Raw genomic sequence first — 22,195 nt, 5'->3', positions numbered from 1 at the left:
CGCGCAGCGGCCTGCCCGCGCGAAGGTACCGCCGAGGGCGGTCAGGCGCCGCAGCTCTTCGCGGCGCCCCGCGGGAGCACCGTCGCGCAGCGGCCCGCCCGCGCGAAGGTGCCACGAAGGGTGATCAGGCACCGCACAGCTCCTCCGCGCCGCCTCCGCGGAAGCACCGTCGCCCAGCAGCCCGCCCGCGCGAAGGTACCCGCCAAGGGTGATCAGGCACCGCGCAGCTCTTCGCGGCGCCCCGCGGAAGCGCATCGCGCAGCAGCCTGCCCGCGCGGTGGACGGGACGCGGTGCGGGGACCGCCCGGCCGGAGCCGCACAGGCCCGCACAGGCCCGCACACCAGCCGACAGCGGACACCTTCGGCAGCAGGCATGTCGCACGGGGGTGGGCGGCGCCACCGGAGCCCCGTCCCTCTCCGGTCCTGAAACGACCGCGGCCCACCTGCTCTCGCAGGTGGGCCGTGGTTCCGGGTGGGCGATACTGGGTTCGAACCAGTGACCTCTTCGGTGTGAACGAAGCGCTCTCCCACTGAGCTAATCGCCCGGACGCAGGAAGAACATTACCCCATGTCAGGGGGTGCCCCCGACCAGTCGCCGGGGGCCCGCGGCCGTCGGCCGGGTCACTCCTCGATCTTCCAGGGCATCACTATGCCGAACTTGGAGAGGTAGATCCCGGCCAGGCCGGCCACGATCACCAGGCCGATCACCGTCAGCGTGATGTTACGGCGGCGCACCTTGGGGTCGAGGGCCTTCTGGGCCGCCTCCGTGACCTTCCGTTTCGTCCAGCGGAGCACCAGCTGGGCCCAGACGAACTCGGTCGCCCAGATCGCCATGCCACCGAAGATGATCACCCAGCCCGGCCCCGGCAACGGCAGCAGGACGATGCCCACGACCACCACCGCGAGGCCGACCGCGAAGACCCCGACCTGCCAGCTCAGGTGCAGCATCCGGCGTGCCTTGATGAACTCGGGCGCCCGCGATCCGAGCCCCCGCTGCTCGCGCGCCCCGTCTGTCTCCGTCCCGTCCACCTCGCTCCCGTCCGAGGCCACGACGACCTCGCCCGGTTCGTTACTCCCCGTATTCATACGACCAAACCCTACCTGAGCGATTCCGGTCACCGGAATGGTCGTAGATCGCGTCGAGGTTCTCGGCCGGAAGAGTTACGTAAACACACGCAAAACACTCAGAGGGGTTTACAACGGCACCGTAGGTGGCATGTCGATTTCGCCGACGTGCGAATCCCCGAGCGCACACTGAGCGAAAGGCCCTGGCGCTTATGAACACCACGGTCAGCTGCGAGCTGCACCTGCGCCTCGTTGTGTCGAGCGAGTCTTCCCTGCCTGTCCCCGCAGGCCTGCGGTACGACACGGCCGACCCCTACGCCGTGCACGCCACCTTCCACACCGGAGCCGAGGAGACCGTCGAGTGGGTGTTCGCCCGCGACCTCCTCGCCGAGGGGCTGCATCGCCCCACCGGCACCGGCGACGTCCGCGTCTGGCCGTCCCGCAGTCACGGTCAGGGCGTCGTGTGCATCGCCCTGAGCTCTCCGGAGGGCGAAGCCCTGCTCGAAGCCCCGGCGCGGGCCCTGGAATCCTTCCTGAAGCGAACTGACGCCGCCGTGCCGCCCGGCACGGAGCACCGGCACTTCGATCTCGATCAGGAGCTCTCGCACATTCTGGCGGAGAGCTAGGGCAACGCCCCTGCAAGCCGCCCGGCGCCGTCCACTCGGGGAGACGGCTCGGGCCTAGACAACCGCATACGGCAGCACCGGCGCCGCCACCGTGATCGGTCACGGGGGCGGCGCCGGTGTGCCGTGTGCCTGGGAACCCCCGCCGGGCCATGCGCGTTCTACAGGGCAGCGACGAGTGGGGCAGAGCACGATGCGCCGGAGCCGTATGTCGCTACGATCGGCCACCATCGGCGGGCGCCCGCCCGACCCTCAGGCCAGGGAGCGAAACGTGCTGATCACCCACGACACCCGGTGTTCTCTCGACGCCGTGGTGGATCTGGTGAACACCGCGCCGGAGGACGACGCGGCGCCGGACGGGCTGTCCGATGTCGCGGCGCTCCAGGTTTTCGTACGAAACCACAACATGAGCGATGTGGGCGTGCTCTCGGAGTTCGACCTGTCGGCGGTGCGCAAGGTCCGCGGCCGGTTCGCGGGGATCTTCGCCGCCCCGGACGCCCGGGTCGCCGCAGGGATGATCAACGAGCTGGTCGCGGCCGCGGGCACCACGCCCCAGCTCACGGACCATGACGGCTTCGACTGGCATGTGCACTACTTCGCGCCCGGCGCGTCGGTGGCCGACCACCTCGCCGCCGACTGCGGGATGGCGCTCGCGTTCTTCGTCGTCGCCGGGGAGCAGGAGCGGCTGCGGCGCTGCGAGGCCCCGGACTGCCGGCGCGCCTTCGTCGACCTCTCCCGCAACCGCTCGCGCCGCTACTGCGACAGCCGGACCTGCGGAAACCGGCTGCATGTCGCCGCCTACCGGGCACGCCGCAAGGAAGCGGCGGGCTGATCCCCGAAAGGCGGACCTCACCGGGCCGCCGGCCCAGGCCGCCGTCGGGGTTCGTCGTCGGGGTTCGTCGTGGGGTTCGTCGTGGGGTTCGTCGATGCCGACGCCTGTCCCGGCGGGTGGCGCCGGGACGGGCGGGTACGGCTCACAGCCACAGCAGGTCGTGCAGCGCAGCCATGAGGAGCAGACACCCGATCACCGCAAGGAAGATCATCAGCGGTGGCTGGGAAAGGGCGAAGAGGCACCCGCGCGGCTCGTCCTTCGGCGGCGCGGCCTCGCTCTGTTTCGTGTCCAGCATCTCGCGGCGATGATGACCTAGCGAGCACCCGCCGCGCGATCAACACGCCCGGAATGGGCGGGAGTTCGTTGAATTCCGTGATGTCCGGTTCGCTTCCGCTCGCGCGGTGAACGCTTCCGCGCACGCCGTAGGCGCACTGTGTCGTTTCAATGCCTCATGTGACTGTCATATGCATCCGCCGCAACCCGCCTGAACAGCGCGTCGGGCCCGGGCGACGGGGCGTCGCCGTCTCCCGCGCGGCCCCGCCGCCGCGGGTGGGTCATATTCCGTGCTTCTTCAGGATGGCCTCGATGTCGCTGAAGTCCTCACCCCACCCGGTGCCGCGCGGCGCCGCCGCGGGCTTGGCCGCCGGGCGGGTGGCGGGACCCAGCGAGGGTGCCGAGGCGGCGGGAGCGACGGCGTCCCGCTTCGCCTCCCGGGCGGCCGCCTTGCGCTCGGCGCGGGTGCCACCGCGCCGGCGCTCCACGGCACGCGTGGAGGCGAACAGGGCCCAGGCCGCGCCGAGCACAACGAAGCCCGCCCAGGCGGTGGGGCTGAACGCCGTGTCGGCGAGCCAGCCGACCACTCCCGTCATGACCAGGCCGACGGGCACGAGTGAGTAGGCGGCGATACGGGCCGCCGACAGGTACCGCTTGCGGTAGGCGGTCACCACGGCGATGCCCAGGCCGGCCGCGGACGCGGCGGAACAGACTGTCTCGGCGATCATCCGGTCCTCCTGGCGGGCTCGGTCGGGCGGGGCGACGGACACACGCTGCGTCGTGCCCCCTCCATCGTGCACCGCCCGGCCCGTGCGATCCATGCCCGGGCCCGACAATCAGGGGCATCTCGGGGTCCTCTCCGGGTCGCCTCCACCCCAGGTACGAACGGTGGTCACAGCCGGCCACCGGCCGCCGCCCACCGTCGCGATTGGGTCGACGGAGCCCGGCCTGGAAGACTGGTCGCCATGAACGACTCCCCCGCGCCCACCGACGCCCCGGTCCTCGACGTCTGGTGCGATCTCCAGTGTCCCGACTGCCGCAGCGCCCTGGACGACCTCCGCGCCCTGCGGGCCCGGTACGGCGACCGGCTGGAGCTGCGGCTGCGGCACTTCCCGCTGGAGAAGCACAAGCACGCCTTCGCCGCCGCGCAGGCCGCCGAGGAGGCGCTGGAGCAGGGCAAGGACTGGGAGTACGTCGAGGCGGTCCTCGGCCGGGTCGAGAAGCTGGACCGCGAGGGCGAGCCGTTCCTGGTCGAGGTGGCCCGTGAACTGGGCCTGGACGCCGAGGAGTTCGACACCGCGCTGGTCGACGGCCGGCACATCCTGATCGTCGACGCCGACCAGGCCGAGGGGCAGGCCATCGGCGTGACGGGCACCCCGACCTACGTCATCGGGGGCGAACGCCTCGACGGCGGCAAGAGCCAGGAGGGCCTGCGCGAGCGGGTGACGGAGATCGCGGACCGGCTGCTGGCCGAGCGGGAGCAGTAACCCACAGCCGGACCGCACAACCGGACCCCCCAGCCGGACCCCACAACCGGATCCCTCCGCCGGGCCCACAGCCGGCTTCGGAGCGGCTTTCAGAGCAGGTTCTTGTACAGGTGGTAGGCGGTCGTCTCGTAGCCGAGTGACTCGTAGAGCCGCTCGGCGGGCGTATTGCCCGCGAAGACGTTCAGCATGATCGCGGACCGGCCGGCCGCGACGCCCTGCGCCTCCGCCAGGAGCATCATCGTGCGGCCGTGCCCCCTGCCCCGGTGGCGCGCGTCGGCCTCGACCTTGTAGACGAAGGCCCTGTCCTCCCGGGTGCCCGTCCAGAGGGTGCCGACCGCGGTCCCTTCGTGCTCCAGGACCCTGAAGACCATTCCCGGGGTGGCCAGGCCGTCGGGCAGAAAGGCGGTGGTGTCCCGCAGCGCCTTGGCCCTGGCCTCGGCCTCGGGCACCCCGCGCTCGATCCAGCTCCGCGCGTAGCCCTCTTGGTGCGTTTCCCGCCAGGGGCCGAACTCCGCCGGGGTCATGGGCCGCCCCCGGCTCCCCGCGGGGAGTCCGGGCGGGGTGTCGCCGAGCGGTTTCTCCATGTGGCGGTTGCGTACGAGGTAGCCGAGGGCGGTCGCCGCCTTGAGTGCCGCCTCCGCCGCCGCTGGCACCGACGTCTCGATCCGCGTACACCCCCATCCGCGCAGCACTTCCTCCGCGGCGAGCGCGGCGACCGTGCCCCGGCCTCGTCGGCGGTCCGGCTCCTCGATCCGCAGGTCCAGAATCCGGCCCACCGAGTCGCCGAAGTCGGGACTCATGCCGAGGTGTATCGCGCCGACGGGACGGCTGTTCACACACACCTGGTACCGGCGCGAACGGGTCCCGTCGGCTTCGTGCTGAAGCGGCTCGCTCGGCCGCAGGGTCGTGGTCATCAGAGGAGTTCTACCCGCCATGGACGCCCACGTCAGCCCATTAAAAGGGGCTCTTACGGATCCAGGTCCTGCCCGGACCGCTCGTCGAAGATCCGCATCGCCTTGGCGGTGACCGGGCCGGGGGCGCCGGGGAGTTCGCGGTCGTCGACCCGGTGCACGGCCTGGACGTCACGCAGGGTGGAGGTGAGGAAGACCTCGTCGGCCCGCTCCAGGACGTCCAGGGACAGGTCGGTCTCCACGGCGCCGGTCCATTCGACGGTCAGGGCGCGGGTGATGCCGGCCAGACATCCGGACGCGACCGGCGGGGTGTGGATCTCGCCGTCGAGGACGACGAAGACGTTGGAGCCGGTGCCCTCGCAGAGCTGCCCGACGGTGTTGGCGAACAGGGCCTCGGTGGCGCCGTGTTGGTGGGCGCGGGCCAGGGCCACGACGTTCTCGGCGTACGAGGTGGTCTTCAGGCCGGTGAGCGCGCCGCGCTCGTTGCGGGTCCAGGGGACCGTGATGACGGCGGTGGAGTCGGCGCGGCGGCCGGTCTCCCCGAGGGCGACCACGAGGGTGGGGCCGCGGTCACCGCGGTCGGAGCCGAGCGGACCGTGGCCGCCGGTGTAGGTGATGCGCAGCCGGCCCAGCGGCATCGGGTTGGCCACCAGCACCGCCTCGCACGCCCGGCGCACCTCGTCGTGGTCGGGGTCGGGCAGGCCGAGGCCCCGGGCCGAGCGGGTCAGCCGGTCGAGATGCCGGGTGAGCGCGAAGGGCCTTCCCTCGATCGCCTTCACCGTCTCGAAGATGCCGTCCCCCACGGTCAGCCCGTGGTCGAACACGGAGACACGCGCGGACTCGACGTCCTGCAGCCCGCCGTCCAGCCAGATTTTCACCCGAGGTCCCCTTCGTTCATGACGTACCTACCCGACGCTACCGCGAGCAGCCGGGCGGCCTTCAGCTCGGTCTCCCGCCACTCACCCTCCGGGTCGGATCCCCAGGTGATCCCGGCGCCGGTACCGAACCTCAGCACGCCCGCTCCCCGGTCGATCCAGAAGGTGCGGATGCCCACGGCCAGCTCGCCGACGCCCCGGTCCGCGTCGACCCAGCCGATGCCGCCGCAGTACGGGCCGCGCGGCGCGGTCTCCAGCTCCTCGATGATCCGCAGGGCGCTCGACTTCGGCGCGCCGGTGACGGAGCCGGGCGGGAAGGCCGCGGCGAGCAGCTCGGGCCAGCCGGCGTCGGCGCGCAGCTCGCCCCGGACCGTGGAGACCAGATGGACCAGCCCGGGATGCTTCTCGACGGCGCACAGGTCGGGGACGGTCACCGTGCCGGTGGCGCAGACCCGCCCGATGTCGTTGCGGACCAGGTCCACGATCATCACATTCTCGGCGTAGTCCTTCTCCAGGAGGTCCGCCTCGGTGCGGCCGGTGCCTTTGATGGGTCCGCTCTCCACGGTCCGCCCCGTCCGGCGCAGGAACAGCTCGGGCGAGGCGGTGGCTATCTCGACGCCGCGTTCCGGCAGCCGAATCGTTCCTGCGTACGGCGCCGGGTTACCGCGGGCCAGTAGTGCGGTCAGGGCGTCCACGTCGGCGTCCGGGGCGGCCGGCGCGGACAGCACCCGGCACAGGTTGGCCTGGTAGACCTCGCCGGCCGCGATCTGCGTACGGATCCGCCGCACGGCCGTGGTGTACGCGGCGCGGTCGAGGGACGACGTCCAGTCACCGGCGGCAGGGCCCCGCCACCGCCCCGGCACCGGCGCGGGCACCGGTTCCTCCCGTACGTCGCCGAACCGGGCGCAGGTCAGCCGGCCCTCGAAGTCCGCGCAGACGGCCCAGAAACCGGCGGAGTCGAGGGCCGCGGGATCGCTGGTGACATCGAGGAGACCGGTGGCGAGACGTGCGCCGAACCGGGCGAGAGGAGGGTGATGGAGCACGTCGTCGAGTCTATGGCGGGTGTCCTGGGGGTGACCCGGGCGTGTCGTCAAGGGGGCCCTGACCACGTCGTCTGCCGGGTCAGGCGCAGCACGCTGCGCAAACGCGTTTTTGTGCTGGCCCGGGAATCCGCTAGAGTTCAACACGTCGCCGGGCCGCGAGAGCGGGCCGAAACGACAGGCGGACGTAGCTCAGTTGGTAGAGCGCAACCTTGCCAAGGTTGAGGTCGCGAGTTCGAGCCTCGTCGTCCGCTCGAAGGAACTAGGGGTCTTCCCGATCCCCTACACTCCTGGTGGAGTGGCCGAGAGGCGAGGCAACGGCCTGCAAAGCCGTCTACACGGGTTCAAATCCCGTCTCCACCTCCAAGGACGATTAGCTCAGCGGGAGAGCGCTTCCCTGACACGGAAGAGGTCACTGGTTCAATCCCAGTATCGTCCACTGGATCTTCGTAGCCTTCGGCGTTTGGTCGAAGAGGGTCGAGGATCTGATCCCGCGCGATTAGCTCAGCGGGAGAGCGCTTCCCTGACACGGAAGAGGTCACTGGTTCAATCCCAGTATCGCGCACGCAGTGCCCGTGATCTTCGGATCGCGGTCCCGAGGACGATTAGCTCAGCGGGAGAGCGCTTCCCTGACACGGAAGAGGTCACTGGTTCAATCCCAGTATCGTCCACACGCAGAGAGCCCCGGCCGTCGTGACGGCCGGGGCTTCTTCGTGCGCCAGGGCCTGCGGGTGCGCCCGGCGGAGGTGCCGGGCGCAGCGGGCTCAGCTGGAGAAGAGCATGTGGGCCCAGCTCTTCTGGCCGTGGTGACCGCCGTGGTGTCCACCATGACCGCCGTAGTGGCCGCCCCCGTGGTGCTGCTGCGGGGCGCCCCAGGCCGGCGCGGGCGGCGCCGGGTAGGCCTGCGGGGCCGGCGGGACCGGCTTCGACCACTGGGCCTCCATCTGGGTCAGCGCCTCCAGCTCGCCGTAGTCGAGGAAGATGCCCCGGCAGCCGCTGCACTGCTCGATCTGGACGCCGTTGCGGTTGTAGGTGTGCATCGGCGCATGACACTTCGGACACTGCATGGTCGGCTCAACTCCTCGCCGGTAAAAACTGCTTCACGTTCACCCAGGACAGACTCCGTCCGACCCCGGTCGGTTGCACCCTACTTCGGGAAATCGAGGGCCAACCGGGCGGGGACCGAGGTCGTTCGGGAGGGGCGCGGGGTCATTCCGGGGCCATACGGGCACAAGCGTCGATCAGGGACTGCTCCACTTCGTCCAGGCCACGGTCCGCCGCGAGCGCCTTCGCGAGATAGCGGGCGGCGGTCTGGACGGTGAGGGCGCGGGCCGGCACGTCCAGGGTCGGCCAGGGGTCGCCGTCCTCCGGCACGGCCGGGCCGCCGGCCGCGCGGTAGGCGGTCAGGAAGCGGGTCCAGTCCTCGGGCGGGAGGAGGCCGCAGGCGTACCAGGAGGCGGGGCGGGCGAGGTCCCAGGCCGGGTCGCCGACGCCGAGGTCGTCGACGTCGATGAGCCGCCACGGGCCGTCCGGCGCCGGGTGCCGGACCAGCTGACCGAGGTGCAGGTCGCCGTGGCAGAGGGTGCGGGTGCCGGGCATCGGGGCCTCGGCGCGGGCCCAGGCGGGCAGCGCGGACCAGGCGCGCAGGACGGGCGGGGCGGCGGGGTGCACCGGCGAGGCGGCCAGCGCCTGGCGGAGGCGGGCCATCGCATGGGCGGCCTTGGCCGGGCCGCGCATGGGGGGTGTGGCGGGGAGCGGCGGGGTGCGATGGAGACGGGCGAGGAGGGTGGCGGCGGCTTCCCAGGGAGCGGCGTCCGGGGCGTCGGGGTCCACGGGACGGCCGTACGGCCAGAGGGTGACCGGGCGGGTGCCGAGCACGGTCGCCGGGGTGGCCGCGAGCGGAGCGAGGAAGACGTCGGGGAGGTGGGCGGCGGTGGCCAGGCGCAGCGCGAGGGCGGCGGGGTCGGTGCCGGGGGCGTGGGCCTTGGCGACGGTCTCCGCGTGCCGGAGGACCGTGGTGTCCGGGCGGTGGGCGAGGGTGGTGGTGGTGGCGCCGCAGTGGCAGGGGGCCGCGTCCGGGTGGGCGGCGGCTCTGACCCTGGCGGTCAGCTGGGGTATTACGTCTGCGGTGGTCAAGGGTCCCCCGGGGTGTGCGGTTGCTGCGCTGAGCGTACGTGGGTGTGCTGGACCGGGGTTCCTGGTCGGGCGGGGTGGGGGCTGAGGTACCGGGGTTGCACTCGCCCGCGCTTGCGGGGTGCCGCCGCGCCCACCCGTGCCGCCTGGGGGCACCTCCCAGGCCCTTAAGGCACTGGGGGAGGCACGATTGCCCGCAGCTGTGTAAGACACGGCTGGGACGCGGGGAACTGCGCGGTCAGCCCCCGCCGGGCCGCAGATGCACTTCGGCCGTGCGCACCGCAGAAAAAGCAATGCCGGCGCAGCTCCCCAGCTGCGCCGGCATTTTGCCGTCCGCCGCACCCCCGTCCCCACGGGGTTTCATGGGTGGATGTCCCCGCCCGGACCGCTCTTCCGGGCCTGGGGTCGCCGCTCAGCGCCCCAGCATCACTCCCACGGACGACGCCTGTGTGGCCACCGTCTCCCAGCCGTCGAAGACGAGCAGGAGCAGGGCCGCCAGGGGAAGGGCCATCAGCGTCGCCACCAGGGGGTGGCGGCGGCCCTGCCGGCGAGGGCGGGTGGTATGTGTCCGCTGTGCCGTAAGAGCCATGGTCCCTCTCCTGACCGTTCAGTTGTCGTTGGCAGCGGCGGGTGTCTGACCTCGGGGGACGAGTGCTGCACCCGCCGCTTGACCTCAAATCTAGGCGCGTGGCACTTCGCGGACGTCATGCCCTCGTACCGAATCGCGGGCCTCCGAGAGGATGAGCCGTGACCTGCGGTCTACTCCCCTGGGTGGAGACGGCTCCTACGCCTCGCCCTGGGCCTCGGGGTCTTCCCGGAGGGGGTGCCCGGTCCTTCCCGGTTTTTCCGAGCTGTCCTCGCGGGGCACCGGCTGCTCGACGAGGGCCAGGACCCGGGTCGCCATGAAACGGGCCGTCCGGACAACACTGCCGTTTCGCGTGACTTCGCTCACTTCCACCACCCCCCGCCGTACCGCCGTCTCCACCCGGCGGCCCGCCCTGCTGGCCACCACCTCATACGTACGGGTCGTGTCGCCGGCGTCGACGACTATCTCCACTCGGTCACCCTTCACAGTCTCAATCCCCCTTCTGTGACGGCTTGTTGGAGCAGACGGGTACTCAAAGGAGCCGAAACCGGCGCCTTCCTGACCACTCCTCAATTCTCGCACCCGGCACTGACAATCCGTCGGGCCGAGAGGGCGCGGCCTCTGCGCGCGGGCGGCCGTGGAAACGTAAGCTGTGCCACGTCACACGGACCGGGCAGCGGGGATGAACATGGCGATGATGCGCCTGAGGCGCGAGGACCCGCGCGTCGTCGGCTCGTTCAGGCTTCACCGGAGGCTCGGCGCCGGCGGGATGGGTGTGGTCTATCTCGGCTCCGACAAGAAGGGGCAGCGGGTCGCGCTGAAGGTGATCCGGCCCGATCTGGCGGAGGACCAGGAGTTCCGGTCGCGTTTCGCCCGTGAGGTCTCGGCGGCCCGGCGGATCCGGGGCGGTTGCACGGCGCGGCTGGTCGCCGCGGACCTGGAGGCCGAGCGGCCGTGGTTCGCCACCCAGTACGTGCCCGGTCCCTCGCTGCACGACAAGGTCGCCGACGACGGCCCGCTGGGCGCGGCGGACGCGGCCGCGGTCGGCGCGGCGCTGTCCGAGGGCCTGGTCGCCGTGCACGAGGCCGGGGTCGTCCACCGGGATCTGAAGCCGTCCAACATCCTGCTGTCCCCGAAGGGGCCACGGATCATCGACTTCGGCATCGCCTGGGCCACCGGGGCCTCCACGCTCACCCACGTCGGTACGGCGGTGGGCTCCCCCGGGTTCCTCGCGCCCGAGCAGGTGCGCGGCGCGGCCGTCACGCCGGCCACCGACGTGTTCTCGCTCGGCGCGACCCTGGCGTACGCGTCGACCGGCGACTCGCCCTTCGGGCACGGCAGTTCCGAGGTGATGCTCTACCGCGTGGTCCACGAGGAGCCACAGCTGTACGGGGTGCCGGACGCGTTGGCCCCGCTGGTGCGGGCCTGTCTGGCGAAGGACCCGGAGGACCGGCCGAGCACGCTCCAGCTGTCGCTCCGGCTGAAGGAGATCGCCGCGCGCGAGGCGCAGGGGCTGCCCGACGTACGGCCGCCGGCGCCGCGTGCCGCGGAGGCGGACCGGCCCACCGGGCGGCTCGCCGAGACCTACCCGGAGGCGCAGCGCGCCCAGCGGCGGCCGCCGCCGCAGTCCTCGCCGGGCACGCCGGTGCGGGGCAACGCGCCCTCGCGCGGCGGCAGCGGGCCACGGGCGACCGGCGGCGTGCCGTCCCGGCCGGGTGCCGCGCGCCCCATGCCCGCTCCGCGCGGCAACGGCAGCCGGACCGGGAACACCAACGGGAACCGCCCCGGCCCGCGCAGTGGTACGGGACGACCGGCGCCGCGCCCCACGGGCACCGGACGGCGCCCGGCCAACCCCCGGCTGCTGCGCCAGCGGCTCTTCGTGTTCGTCGTGGTGACCCTGCTGGTGGCGCTGGGGATCGCACTGGCCCAGGGCTGTTCCGGCCCGGCGCACGGGATGGGCGTGCCCGGTGGGGTCGCACCCGCGAAGTCGGCAGCCCTCCGGGAGTAACAGGTCCTACGCCTCGGGGCGGCCGGTGGTCACCGCGTAGAAGGCGACCGCGGCCGCCGCGCCGACGTTGAGGGAGTCGACGCCGTGGGACATCGGGATGCGGACCCATTCGTCGGCGGCGACCAGCGCCTGGGTGGAGAGGCCGTCGCCCTCCGCACCGAGCATCAGGGCGACCCTGTCCATCCGGTGCGGGGCGGCCTCGTCGAGGCTGCGGGCCTTCTCGTCCGGGGTGAGGGCGAGCAGCGTGAACCCGGCCTCGCGGACCGAGTCCAGCCCCTTGGGCCAGGTGTCGAGACGGGCGTACGGCACAGAGAAGACCGCACCCATCGAGACCTTCACGCTGCGGCGGTAGAGGGGGTCGGCGCAGTCCGGGGACAACAGCACCGCGTCCATGCCGAGGGCCGCCGCCGAGCGGAAGATCGCGCCGATGTTGGTGTGGTCGTTGACCGACTCCATGACGACGACCCGGCGGGTGGTGCGCAGCAGTTCGGTCGCCGTCGGCAGCGGCTTGCGCTGCATGGAGGCGAGCGCGCCGCGGTGCACGTGGTAGCCGGTGACCCTCTCGGCGAGCTCCGGGCTGACCGCGTAGACGGGGGCCGGGAGTTCGTCGATGACATCGCGCATGACGTCGACCCACTTGGCGGACAGCAGCATCGAACGCATCTCGTAGCCCGCGTCCTTCGCCCTGCGGATGACCTTCTCGCCCTCGGCGATGAACAGGCCCTCGGCCGGTTCGCGCTTGCGGCGCAACTCGACGTCGGTCAGGCCCGTGTAGTCGCGCAGGCGCGGGTCGTCGGGATCCTCAACGGTGATGAGATCGGCCACAGGGTGATACTGCCTTGTCCTGGGTGTGGTGCCAACGGGCTGGAACGGGTTGTGTTACCCGGGGTTACGCCGGTGCGTCTCCGGCGGACGGAGCCGGTGCCTCTCCGGCGGACGGGTGCGGGCCGACGTTCACGACCTCGCCGACGACGATGACCGCCGGGGGCTTCACGTCCTCCGTGCGGACGACCTCCGCCACCGTGGCGAGGGTCGCGTCGACCCGGCGCTGGGCGGCCGTCGTGCCCTCCTGGACCAGGGCGACCGGGGTGTCCGGGGACTTGCCGTGGGCCACCAGGGTCTCGGCGATCTGCCCGATCTTGTCGACGCCCATCAGGATCACCAGGGTCCCGGTGAGCTTCGCGAGGGACGGCCAGTCAGCGAGCGACCGCGCGTCGTCCGGCGCTACGTGGCCGCTGACCACGGTGAACTCATGCGCGACCCCCCGGTGAGTGACCGGGATACCGGCCGCGCTCGGCACCGAGATCGAGCTGGAGATGCCGGGCACGATCGTGCAGGGGATGCCGGCCTCGGCGAGCGCCTGGACCTCCTCCATGCCCCGGCCGAAGACATAGGGGTCGCCACCCTTGAGCCGTACGACCGACTTGCCCTGCCTGGCGTGCTCGATCAGGGCGTTGTTGATGGCCTCCTGGGCCATGTAGCGGCCGTACGGGATCTTCGCCGCGTCGATCACCTCGACGTGCGGCGGGAGTTCGGCGAGCAGGTCGCGGGGGCCGAGGCGGTCGGCGATCACCACGTCGGCCTCGGCGAGCAGGCGGCGGCCGCGCACCGTGATCAGGTCGGGGTCGCCGGGCCCGCCGCCGACCAGGGCGACGCCCGCGTGGCGGGTGCGGTGGTGCGGGGCGACGAGGGTGCCGTCGCGCAGGCCCTCCACGACCGCGTCCCGGATGGCGGCGGTGTGGCGGGGGTCGCGGCCGCGGGCGTCGGTGGTGAGCACGGCGACCGTGACGCCCTCGCTGTGGCCGGTGGCCGGGGTCCAGGCGGTGGCCCGGTCGGCGTCGTCGGAGCGGACGCACCAGACGCGGTGGCGCTCGGCCTCGGCGGATGCGGCGGTGTTGGCGTCGGGGTCGCTGGTGGCGATCAGGGCGTACCAGGCCTCGGTGAGGTCGCCGTCCTGGTAGGGGCGCTTCACCCAGGTGATCTCGCCGGCGTCCGCCATGGCCTCGACGGAGGGCGTGGCCTCGGGAGACACGAGGGTGACGGCGGCGCCGGCCGCGATGAGCGCGGGGAGGCGGCGCTGGGCGACCTGGCCGGCGCCGAGGACGACCACTTTGCGGCCGGCGAGGCGAAGGCCTACGGGGTAGGCGGGGTGTTCGGCCATGAGGGTGCGACTCCCTGGTGTGGCGGCGGTGCGATGCCCTGACGTGCAGATTTTACGGGGCGCGGGGGTGCGGCTGCTCAGGTGCCCGGGGGCTGGGCAGGGTGGCCGGGTGCGGGTGCGTGGCCCGTGCCCACCCGTTCCGCCCTGCGGAACGCCTGCCCACGGACCACGACGCGGTTGGCGCCCCCACAAGACGGCCCGTCCGAACCACGACGCGGTTGGCGCCCCGGCAGGACGAACCATCCGGACCACGAAACAGCCGGCACCCCCGCAGGGCGGGCCGCCCGGGCCGTGGCCACCCGTTGCCGGTGTGGAGCGCATCGCGCGGGCTGTGGTCGGTCGCCCGGGTCAGGGTGGCTCCCTGGCCTGTGCGGCGTGCCGCACAGGCCGCCGTTCGCTCCGCGTCGGCGCGGGGGCCCCGCTACTTCTCGGTCACGCCCGCCGAGTCGAACGTGGCCACCTCGTGCATGGCCCTCGCCGTGCTCTGCACCAGGGGAAGTGCCAGCAGCGCGCCCGTGCCCTCGCCCAGGCGCAGGTCCAGGTCGACCAGGGGGCGCAGGCCCAGCTTGTTGAGGGCGGCGACGTGGCCGGGCTCCGCACTGCGATGGCCCGCGATGCACGCGGCCAGGACCTCGGGGGCGATCGCGCGGGCCACCAGGGCCGCGGCGCCCGCGCTGACGCCGTCCAGGATCACCGGAGTGCGAAGGGACGCGCCGCCGAGCAACAGGCCCACCATCGCCGCGTGTTCGAAGCCGCCGATCGCCGCGAGAACGCCGATGGGGTCGGCCGGGTCCGGCTGGTGGAGGTCCAGGGCACGGCGGACCACCTCGGTCTTGCGGGCGAGAGTCTCGTCGTTGATGCCGGTGCCGCGGCCGGTGACCTCGGCGGGGTCGGCCCCGGTGTAGACGGAGATGAGCGCGGCGGACGCCGTGGTGTTGGCGATGCCCATCTCACCCGTGAGCAGGGCCTTGTTGCCGGCCGCCACCAGATCGCGGGCGGTCTCGATGCCCACCTCGATGGCCTGCTTGGCCTCCTCGCGGGTCATGGCCGGGCCGGTCGTCATGTCGGACGTGCCCGCGCGGACCTTGCGGGGCAGCAGTCCGGGCGTCGCCGGGAGCTCGGAGGCGACGCCGACGTCCACCACGCACACCTCGGCGCCCACCTGGGACGCGAACGCGTTGCAGACCGCTCCCCCGCCGAGGAAGTTGGCCACCATCTGGGCGGTGACCTCCTGCGGCCAGGGGGTGACGCCCTGGGCGTGCACCCCGTGGTCACCGGCGAAGATCGCGACGGCCGCGGGCTCCGGGATCGGCGGCGGGCACTGCCGGGACAGGCCGGACAGCTGGGCGGAGATGATCTCCAGCATGCCGAGCGCACCGGCCGGCTTGGTCATCCGCTTCTGCCGCTCCCAGGCCTCGCCGAGCGCCTTGGCGTCCAGCGGGCGGATACCGGCGACGGTCTCGGCGAGCAGGTCGTGCGGGTCCTCGCCGGGCAGGGCACGGCGGCCGTACGTCTCCTCGTGCACCACCCAGGACAGCGGGCGCCGCTTGGACCAGCCGGCCTGCATCAGCTCGGGCTCGTCCGGGAACTCGTCGACGTAACCCACGCACAGGTAGGCGATGACCTCGAGATGCTCGGGCAGCCCCAGCGCGCGGACCATCTCGCGCTCGTCGAAGAAGCTGACCCAGCCGACGCCGAGGCCTTCGGCGCGGGCGGCGAGCCAGAGGTTCTCGACGGCGAGGGCCGCGGAGTACGGCGCCATCTGCGGCTGGCTGTGCCGGCCGAGGGTGTGGCGGCCGCCCCGGGTCGGGTCGGCGGTGACGACGATGTTGACCGGGGTGTCGAGGATGGCCTCGATCTTCAGTTCCTTGAACTGCTTCGCGCGGCCCTTGGGGAGGGACTTGGCATAGGCGTCACGCTGGCGCATGGCCAGTTCGTGCATGCTGCGCCGGGTGTCGGCGGACCGGATGACGACGAAGTCCCACGGCTGGGAGTGGCCGACGGAGGGCGCGGTGTGGGCGGCCTCCAGGACACGCAGCAGCACCTCGTGCGGGATGGGATCGCCGCGGAAGCCGTTGCGGATGTCACGGCGTTCGCGCATGACCTTGAGGACGGCCTCGCGCTCGGCGTCGTCGTAGGCGGGTGCGGCCGGGCCGGTGGACTGACGTGCTTCTGCCACGGGGGCCGTGCTCTCTTCCTGGTCGGCGGCCCTGGTGTCCAGGTCCTCCGCTTGCTGTACGACATCGGGGTGGTGCTCCGCCACCGGGCCGGGCTCGGCCACGCGGGGCGCGGGGACGGTGGCGGCCTGCTCCGGCACGGTCTCGCCCTGGTCCTGGGCGGGGAGGACCAGCGGGTGCGGCGGGGTCGGGGCGAGGTGCGGGGTGGTCGGCACCAGGCCGTCGACGGCGACGAACTCGCCGAGCGGCTGCTCGGATGCGGGCTCTGCCGGAAACGTCGCGTCCAGGGGCTCCTGGGCCGCCGGGGTTTCCTCCGGCTGGGCCGCGGGGGTGGGCGGAGTGCCCTGGATCTGGGGGCCGGCGGGGGGCTGGGCCGGCAGCGGCTCAGGGACGGCAGCGGTCTCCGCCGCCGGCACGGCAGCCGCCGCGGGGAACTCGGCGGGGGCCTCGGGGGCCACGGCGTCCGGCGTGGGCTGCTCGGCCTCGGCGGCGAAGGGCTCCGGCGGCTGCGGGGCCTCGACGACGGCCGCGGGGGCTGCCGGGGCGGGCGCGGGGGCCACCGGGGCGGGCGCCTCGACGACGGGCTCCTCGGGCTGGACGGGCGCGGGGGGCGCGAGCGGCGCGGTGGCCTCCGGCCGACCGGGCTCGGCCAGGACGGCTTCCGGGGTGGGAGCGGGCTCGTGCGCGACCGCCTCCGGCGCCGGAACGGACTCGGGCACGACGGTCTCCACGGCCTGCGCGGGCACGGCCGGTTCCACGACCTGGGGCTCCGGCGCGACCGACGGCACGGGGTGCACCGGCACGGACAGCACCGGCTCGGCCACAGTGGTCTGGGCGGCCGGCTCCGGAACCACCGGCTCCATAAGCTGATGCGCGGCCTCCGCCACGGGCACGGCCTCAGGCTCGGCCACCGCCAGAACCTCGGCGGCCTCGGGAATCTCCGCGGCTTCCGGGACCTCCGCAACCTGCGGAACCGGAGGAGCCTGCGCGGCCTCCGGAACCTCCTCGACCAGCGGAGCAGCCTCCGGCACCGCGCCCGGCACAGGCCCATGAGCACCGTCCGGAGCCTCGGCGACCTGCGGCACCACCGGCCCGGCCACGGGCACCGCAACGCCCCCGTCGACCGGCTGGGCCGCGCCCTCCGGGCCGTACGCGTTCTCGGGCCACACCCCTAGGCCCGCCGGTGCCTGCTGCTCCGCCGGGACACCCGCGACGGCCGCGGACTCCGGCGCGAAAGCCGCGGGATCCGCGACGGCCACGGGAGCGACGGGAGCAACCGTCTCCGGCGCCGGAACAACCGTTTCCGCAGCCGGGGCCTGTGCGGCCACCTGTGCCACCGGGGCGGCCTGCGCGACGGTTCCCGGCACCGCGGTCTGCGGCGCGCCCCAGGGCGCGGCGGACTGCGGCGCGGCATCGCCCGACGGCTGGGCGTCGAGGTACTCGGGCCCGGCCGTCTGCAGACCCGGCTGCCGGGCCGGCGTGCCGGCCGGGCCGCGGTCGGCGAGGGAGCGGACCGGGCTGGCGGAGGTGTCGGGGATCGGCGGGCCGAGGTGCAGCGGGCGGCGCGGGGCCGGGGCGGCCGTCGGGTCGTGGGGCACGGAGAGGATCGGGGACGCCGGTACCGAGTTGGGCAGCCGGACGGCGGTGAGGTCGACCGAGCCGCTGTCCCGGCCGTCCGTCTCGTGCGGGCCGGGCTCGTGGACGGTCTCGACGACCGGCTCGGGGGCCGGCGGCGGCACTTCGTTGCCCCAGGCGCCCTGGGCGCCCGGCAGCAGCAGGTCTTCGTCCTCGGCGGGCGACTCGGAGAGGTAGGTGTACGCGCCGTGCGCGGGAACGCCCGGCTGTTCCACCATGCCTGCGCTCTCCGGCAGTCCCTCGCCCGGGACCTGGCCGGTGTCCGTCATGCGTACCCCTCGCCCATCGGTTAGTGCCTTCTACGACCAGCTCACTCGGGGCGGCGCACCGACCGTCCCGCAGTGAAGAACGAGCGTGCGTGCCCAGCGGCACGAACGACCCGCCGGAAAAGGCGACAAAGCCATTCAGTGGCATTGTCCCGGCCGTTCGACCGTCGCGACAGCGTGATCCGCGACAGCCCGCTGTGGACTGCGCCACGTTGCGCGTCCCCGGTTCTGCCGTACCACACCCGCCCCAAAAGGGGCGCGTTTTCCGGATATTGACGAACGAATTTCCGGGCCACCGGTGCGGTGCAGCGATCGGCCAGCCTACCGCGCGCAGTATGACAACAGGATCACGGGGCGCGCTCGGGGAGGACGCCACTGAGCAGGAAAGCGACGTTCCGCTCGGTCTCCGTCCAGGCCCTGGTGTCGAGTTCGACGGACTGCAGCAGGGCGCATTCGACCTGATATCCGTGCTCGGTCAGGTTGCGTCCGATGAGTTCGGCCGCGTCGCGGGTGGCGGCGTGCGTGACGATGCGCTGCGGGCGGCGGTCGGCGACCGCGTCGACCACGGCCGCTCCCCCGCCGCCGACCCGGACGACGTCGGGTTCGGGCAGGTTCTCCAGCACATGGGGCGCGCCGCCGTGCACGATCTGGACCTGGACCCCGAACTTGCGGGCGGCCGCCTCGCTGCGGACGCAGGCCGCGAGGTCCCGGTCGACGGCGATGACGGCGGCCCCGGCGCGCGCGGCCTCGGTGGCGAACGCGCCGCTGCCGCAGCCGATGTCCCAGACGAGGTCTCCGACCCGGGGCCCCAGCCGGGCGAGTTGGGCGGCCCTCAGCAGATCCGTTTCCCCTTCGCCGAGCGCGGCTCCCTCGCCGTACTCCGCGTCGGGCTGCACCCAGCCGCGCGGGCCGGCCGACGGGTCCCGGCCGGCGATCCAGCCGCCGCCCTCGCCCGCCGGCACCGGCCCGGAAGGCCCGCCGATGACGATGACGACATTGGGGTCGCGCCAGGTGTGGTCGGCGGCCTTGTCGGAGGTGACGACGCTGACCTGCTCGCGGTCGGTGCCGAGTTCCTCGCAGATGACGAAGGTGCGGTGGACGCCCTCCATCAGCAGGCCGAGTTCGGCGGGGCCGGCGCCGGGCGAGGTGAGGACGGCGACCTTGGTGTGGGCGCGGCACACGTTCACCGCGCGTCGCAGGGTGCGCCGGTGTGCGACGACCACCTGTGCGTCGTCCCAGGGCATGCCGGCGCGGGCGAAGGCGGCGGCCACCGAGGAGACGGCGGGGACGACCTCGACCTCCAGGCCGAACTCGGGTGCGCGCAGGGTCCGTACGACGCCGAAGAAGCCGGGGTCGCCGTCGGCGAGCACCACCGCGGTGCCGCGGTGGCCGGTGATGCGGCGGGCGGCGAGGGCGACGCTGCCGAGGCGGATGCGTTCGGCGGTTCCTGGCACCTCGGGGAGGGCCAGATGGTGGGCCGCGCCCGCGACGAGCGTGGCGGCGCCGAGCGCGCCGCGCGCCGCGGCGGTCAGGGGCGAGCCGTCCCAGCCGATCACCGTGACCCGGTCGGCCATCGTCGTCAGTCTCCAGGGTTTTCGCAGGTCGTCAGGGTCCGGGGCCCGTGGGCGGGCTCCGTGAGAGTACCTGGTGGAGCTGTCCGGCGCGCGACGGGGCGAATCCCGTCGGCGTCAGTTCCAGGAGGTGAAGCCACCGCTCTCGGCGAGTTCCTCGCCCGCGCCTTCCAGGTCCTCCGGGAGCAGGCTCCACACGATGAAGTCGGTGCGCACGTCCGCCCAGGTGCCGTCCTCGGTGCGGACGTGGACTATGCAGGCGTTGCGCAGTACGCCCTCGCTGATGCCACCGATCTTCTGGGCGACCTGCTGGGAGGCGGTGTTGTCGGCGGCGGTGCGGATCTCGATGCGTTCGAGCTTCTGGTCGCCCAGGAGCCAGTGGGCGGTGGCGAGCGCAGCCTCGGAGGCATAGCCCTCGCCGCGGGCCCAGGGGGCGATGATGTACGACAACTCGGTCGACCGGATGTGCCAGTTGGTCTTGGTGAGCTGGATGACGCCGACCAGGCGCTGGGTGAGGAACTCGGTGACCGCGAGGTCGAGGCCCCGGCCGTCGGTGCGTTCGGCGGGGGCGTACTCGGTGATCCAGCGCCGGGCCGCGTCCTCGGTGAACGGCTGGGGCACGTCGGTCCAGGCGGCGACCTGCTCGTCGTTCATCATCTCGGCCAGGGCGGGCACGTCGTCCTCGTCGAGGGGACGCAGCACCAACCGCTCCGTGCTGATGGAGATGTTGGGGAAGGTGCTAGTCATGCGCCACTCCGTAACCTTCGGAAACCTTCAGGGCGTGCGAACTGCCCAGCATGCAGCATGAAACCACTGAACCGCACGACGGGGCCCACCCCCGGTGAGCGAGTGGACCCCGTGCGTGGCGAAACGCCGTATACGTGCCGCCGGAAGACGATGGGAAAGGCGATCAGAAGGACGGGATGACCGAGCCCTGGTACTTGTCCTCGATGAACTTCTTGACCTCGGGCGAGGTGAGGAGCTTGGCGAGCTTCTTCACCCGCGGGTCCTTCTCGTTGCCCTTCTTCACGGCGAGGAAGTTGCCGTACGGGCTGTTCTTCGCGGACTCCAGGACGAGGGCGTCCTTGGCGGGCTTGATACCGGCCGAAATGGCGTAGTTGCCGTTGATCACCGCAGCGTCCACGTCGTCAAGGGAGCGCGCGGTCTGGGCCGCCTCGACCTCCTTGAACTGGAGGTTCTTCGGGTTCTTGGCGATGTCCTGCGGGGTCGCCTCGCTGCCCGCGCCGGCCTTGAGGGTGATGAGCCCGTTGGCGGCCAGCAGCTTGAGGGCACGCGCCTCGTTCACCGCGTCGTTCGGGACGGCGACGGTCGCACCGCTCTTCAGCGCGTCGGCGCTCTTGACCTTGTGGGAGTAGAGGCCGAGCGGCTCCAGGTGCACCGTGACGACGGGCACGATGTGGGTGCCGCGCTTCTTGTTGAAGTCGTCGAGGTACGGCTGGTTCTGGAAGTAGTTGGCGTCCACCGAGCCGTCCTCGGTCGCCGTGTTCGGCACGATGTAGTCCTGGAACTCCTTGATCTCCAGGTCGAGTCCGGCCTTCTTCGCCAGGTTGTCCTTGACGTAGTTCAGGATCTCGGCGTGCGGGGTCGGGCTCGCGGCGACGACCAGCGGTCCGCTGTAGTCGGAGGAGGAGGACGCGGAGTCCTTGTCCGAGCCGCAGGCGGTGAGCCCGAAGGTGAGGGCTCCGGCGGCGAGGACGGCGGTGGTGAGCTTGGCGGTGTTACGCACGAAAAGTGCCTTTCCTTAAGGGTGGAGCGACCCCGCGATGGGTGGTGCGGGGAAATCTGGGGGGAGAGCGCCGGGGGCTCAGACGGTCTTGCCGGTGGCCGTGGAGGCCTTCAGCAGCCGCAGCTTCGGCACCGGGCCGGACCGGCCGCCGCGGCGGTGCAGGAAGCGGGCCGTGTAGTCGCCGGCGAACTGGATGAGCGAGATGACGACGGCGAGGATCGCCACGGTGATCCACATCAGCTGGGTCTCGAAGCGCTGGTAGCCGTAGCGGATCGCGATGTCGCCGAGCCCGCCGGCGCCGACCGTGCCGGCCATGGCCGAGTAGCCGATGAGCGCGACGATGGTGGTCGTGGTGGAGGAGATGAGCGAGGGCAGCGACTCCGGTACCAGGACCTTGCGTACGACGGTCCAGGTGTTGCCGCCCATCGACTGCACGGCCTCGACGAGGCCGCCGTCCACTTCGCGGACAGCCGTCTCGACCAGCCGCGCGAAGAAGGGGATCGCGCCGATGGCGAGCGGCACGATGGCGGCCTCCCGGCCGATGGTCGTCCCGGTGATCGAGCGCGTGAAGTTCATCAGCGCGACCATGAGGATGATGAACGGCATCGAGCGGGCGATGTTCACGATCTGCCCGATGACCTTGTTGGCCAGCACGTTCTGGAGCAGTCCGCCGCGGTCGGTGAGGACGAGCAGGACGCCGAGCGGGAGTCCGCCGACCACGGCGATCAGGGTGGACCAGCCGACCATGTAGAGGGTGTCCCAACACGCCTGGGACAGCAGCGGCTGCATCGCAGACCAGTCAGTC

Annotated in this window: 21 protein-coding genes and 6 tRNA genes; 9 read left to right on the top strand and 18 right to left on the bottom strand. The window is 72.5% G+C overall.

The features are described from left to right. Positions 1–473 precede the first annotated feature (473 nt). Both ACGFZQ_RS21860 and ACGFZQ_RS21855 read right to left on the bottom strand, forming a co-directional pair. Positions 474–545, bottom strand: a tRNA-Val gene (locus ACGFZQ_RS21860). A gap of 76 nt (positions 546–621) precedes the next feature. Continuing rightward, positions 622–1,086, bottom strand: coding sequence for a TIGR02611 family protein (locus ACGFZQ_RS21855; protein WP_393841698.1), 465 nt, complete (start codon positions 1,084–1,086; stop codon positions 622–624). A 191-nt stretch (positions 1,087–1,277) separates the two neighbouring features. On the opposite strand from ACGFZQ_RS21855, the gene ACGFZQ_RS21850 reads away from it, so the two are divergent. Both ACGFZQ_RS21850 and ACGFZQ_RS21845 read left to right on the top strand, forming a co-directional pair. Then, positions 1,278–1,691, top strand: a complete 414-nt coding sequence (locus tag ACGFZQ_RS21850; protein WP_004002642.1) for an SsgA family sporulation/cell division regulator — start codon at positions 1,278–1,280, stop codon at positions 1,689–1,691. 268 nt (positions 1,692–1,959) lie between these two features. Beyond that, positions 1,960–2,520, top strand: coding sequence for a CGNR zinc finger domain-containing protein (locus ACGFZQ_RS21845; protein ID WP_393841697.1), 561 nt, complete (start codon positions 1,960–1,962; stop codon positions 2,518–2,520). 142 nt (positions 2,521–2,662) lie between these two features. On the opposite strand, the gene ACGFZQ_RS21840 is transcribed toward ACGFZQ_RS21845, so the two are convergent. Both ACGFZQ_RS21840 and ACGFZQ_RS21835 read right to left on the bottom strand, forming a co-directional pair. After that, on the bottom strand, positions 2,663–2,815 hold the full coding sequence (locus tag ACGFZQ_RS21840) for a hypothetical protein (protein ID WP_167450005.1): 153 nt from the start codon (positions 2,813–2,815) through the stop codon (positions 2,663–2,665). A gap of 259 nt (positions 2,816–3,074) precedes the next feature. Continuing rightward, positions 3,075–3,521 (bottom strand): hypothetical protein, encoded by a 447-nt coding sequence (locus tag ACGFZQ_RS21835; protein WP_393841696.1) that lies wholly within the window; start codon positions 3,519–3,521, stop codon positions 3,075–3,077. Between the two features lie 237 nt (positions 3,522–3,758). Here ACGFZQ_RS21835 and ACGFZQ_RS21830 point away from each other — a divergent pair, with 237 nt between their 5' ends. Beyond that, a complete protein-coding gene (locus ACGFZQ_RS21830) occupies positions 3,759–4,280 on the top strand; it encodes a DsbA family protein (protein WP_393841695.1) in 522 nt (173 codons plus the stop codon). A gap of 89 nt (positions 4,281–4,369) precedes the next feature. On the opposite strand, the gene ACGFZQ_RS21825 is transcribed toward ACGFZQ_RS21830, so the two are convergent. The 3 genes from ACGFZQ_RS21825 to ACGFZQ_RS21815 are packed head-to-tail and all read right to left on the bottom strand — an operon-like array spanning position 4,370 to position 7,109. Then, positions 4,370–5,194, bottom strand: coding sequence for a GNAT family N-acetyltransferase (locus ACGFZQ_RS21825; protein WP_393841694.1), 825 nt, complete (start codon positions 5,192–5,194; stop codon positions 4,370–4,372). Positions 5,195–5,247: 53 nt separating this feature from the next. Further along, positions 5,248–6,069 carry an aminotransferase class IV gene (locus ACGFZQ_RS21820; protein ID WP_393841693.1) on the bottom strand — a complete coding sequence of 274 codons (822 nt, stop codon included), beginning with the start codon at positions 6,067–6,069 and terminating at the stop codon, positions 5,248–5,250. Beyond that, positions 6,066–7,109, bottom strand: coding sequence for a chorismate-binding protein (locus ACGFZQ_RS21815; RefSeq protein ID WP_393841692.1), 1,044 nt, complete (start codon positions 7,107–7,109; stop codon positions 6,066–6,068). Before ACGFZQ_RS21815 ends, ACGFZQ_RS21820 begins: the two co-directional genes overlap by 4 nt. A gap of 178 nt (positions 7,110–7,287) precedes the next feature. Between ACGFZQ_RS21815 and ACGFZQ_RS21810 the strand changes: the two genes are divergently transcribed. From ACGFZQ_RS21810 to ACGFZQ_RS21790, 5 genes are all read left to right on the top strand, one after another. Further along, positions 7,288–7,360, top strand: a tRNA-Gly gene (locus ACGFZQ_RS21810). Positions 7,361–7,398: 38 nt separating this feature from the next. After that, positions 7,399–7,472, top strand: a tRNA-Cys gene (locus ACGFZQ_RS21805). Between the two features lies 1 nt (position 7,473). Continuing rightward, a tRNA-Val gene (locus ACGFZQ_RS21800) sits at positions 7,474–7,545 on the top strand. 54 nt (positions 7,546–7,599) lie between these two features. After that, a tRNA-Val gene (locus ACGFZQ_RS21795) sits at positions 7,600–7,671 on the top strand. A 34-nt stretch (positions 7,672–7,705) separates the two neighbouring features. Next, positions 7,706–7,777: transfer RNA gene (locus ACGFZQ_RS21790), tRNA-Val, on the top strand. A 93-nt stretch (positions 7,778–7,870) separates the two neighbouring features. Here ACGFZQ_RS21790 and ACGFZQ_RS21785 read toward each other — a convergent pair. The 4 genes from ACGFZQ_RS21785 to ACGFZQ_RS21770 form a co-directional block, all read right to left on the bottom strand. Then, the gene (locus ACGFZQ_RS21785; RefSeq protein ID WP_351735749.1) at positions 7,871–8,173 is read right to left on the bottom strand and encodes a zf-TFIIB domain-containing protein; all 303 of its coding nucleotides are present in this window, start codon (positions 8,171–8,173) and stop codon (positions 7,871–7,873) included. Positions 8,174–8,315: 142 nt separating this feature from the next. Next, the gene (locus ACGFZQ_RS21780) at positions 8,316–9,242 is read right to left on the bottom strand and encodes a phosphotransferase family protein (protein ID WP_393841691.1); all 927 of its coding nucleotides are present in this window, start codon (positions 9,240–9,242) and stop codon (positions 8,316–8,318) included. A 409-nt stretch (positions 9,243–9,651) separates the two neighbouring features. Beyond that, positions 9,652–9,828, bottom strand: coding sequence for a hypothetical protein (locus ACGFZQ_RS21775; RefSeq protein ID WP_046726640.1), 177 nt, complete (start codon positions 9,826–9,828; stop codon positions 9,652–9,654). A 195-nt stretch (positions 9,829–10,023) separates the two neighbouring features. Next, positions 10,024–10,311: a hypothetical protein gene (locus tag ACGFZQ_RS21770; RefSeq protein ID WP_351735753.1), complete on the bottom strand. Its 288-nt coding sequence runs from the start codon at positions 10,309–10,311 to the stop codon at positions 10,024–10,026. 196 nt (positions 10,312–10,507) lie between these two features. Between ACGFZQ_RS21770 and ACGFZQ_RS21765 the strand changes: the two genes are divergently transcribed. Next, positions 10,508–11,833: a protein kinase gene (locus ACGFZQ_RS21765; RefSeq protein WP_393841816.1), complete on the top strand. Its 1,326-nt coding sequence runs from the start codon at positions 10,508–10,510 to the stop codon at positions 11,831–11,833. Between the two features lie 6 nt (positions 11,834–11,839). Here ACGFZQ_RS21765 and ACGFZQ_RS21760 read toward each other — a convergent pair whose 3' ends face one another. The 7 genes from ACGFZQ_RS21760 to ACGFZQ_RS21730 form a co-directional block, all read right to left on the bottom strand. After that, positions 11,840–12,658, bottom strand: a complete 819-nt coding sequence (locus tag ACGFZQ_RS21760; protein WP_351735755.1) for an RNA methyltransferase — start codon at positions 12,656–12,658, stop codon at positions 11,840–11,842. Between the two features lie 64 nt (positions 12,659–12,722). After that, on the bottom strand, positions 12,723–13,994 hold the full coding sequence (gene cobA / locus ACGFZQ_RS21755) for a uroporphyrinogen-III C-methyltransferase (protein WP_393841690.1): 1,272 nt from the start codon (positions 13,992–13,994) through the stop codon (positions 12,723–12,725). Between the two features lie 421 nt (positions 13,995–14,415). Continuing rightward, positions 14,416–18,075: a nicotinate-nucleotide--dimethylbenzimidazole phosphoribosyltransferase gene (cobT, locus tag ACGFZQ_RS21750; RefSeq protein WP_393841689.1), complete on the bottom strand. Its 3,660-nt coding sequence runs from the start codon at positions 18,073–18,075 to the stop codon at positions 14,416–14,418. Positions 18,076–18,419: 344 nt separating this feature from the next. Continuing rightward, the gene (cbiE, locus tag ACGFZQ_RS21745; protein WP_393841688.1) at positions 18,420–19,646 is read right to left on the bottom strand and encodes a precorrin-6y C5,15-methyltransferase (decarboxylating) subunit CbiE; all 1,227 of its coding nucleotides are present in this window, start codon (positions 19,644–19,646) and stop codon (positions 18,420–18,422) included. 114 nt (positions 19,647–19,760) lie between these two features. Then, positions 19,761–20,390, bottom strand: a complete 630-nt coding sequence (locus ACGFZQ_RS21740) for a GNAT family N-acetyltransferase (RefSeq protein WP_351735763.1) — start codon at positions 20,388–20,390, stop codon at positions 19,761–19,763. A gap of 163 nt (positions 20,391–20,553) precedes the next feature. Continuing rightward, the gene (locus ACGFZQ_RS21735; RefSeq protein ID WP_393841687.1) at positions 20,554–21,390 is read right to left on the bottom strand and encodes a MetQ/NlpA family ABC transporter substrate-binding protein; all 837 of its coding nucleotides are present in this window, start codon (positions 21,388–21,390) and stop codon (positions 20,554–20,556) included. Between the two features lie 78 nt (positions 21,391–21,468). Further along, positions 21,469–22,179 carry a methionine ABC transporter permease gene (locus tag ACGFZQ_RS21730; RefSeq protein WP_393841815.1) on the bottom strand — a complete coding sequence of 237 codons (711 nt, stop codon included), beginning with the start codon at positions 22,177–22,179 and terminating at the stop codon, positions 21,469–21,471. Between the last annotated feature and the right edge of the window lie 16 nt (positions 22,180–22,195).

It is taken from the genome of Streptomyces sp. NPDC048254, from assembly GCF_043201895.1.
GTDB lineage: Bacteria > Actinomycetota > Actinomycetes > Streptomycetales > Streptomycetaceae > Streptomyces.
This window is presented reverse-complemented; position numbering and strand designations above follow the sequence as displayed.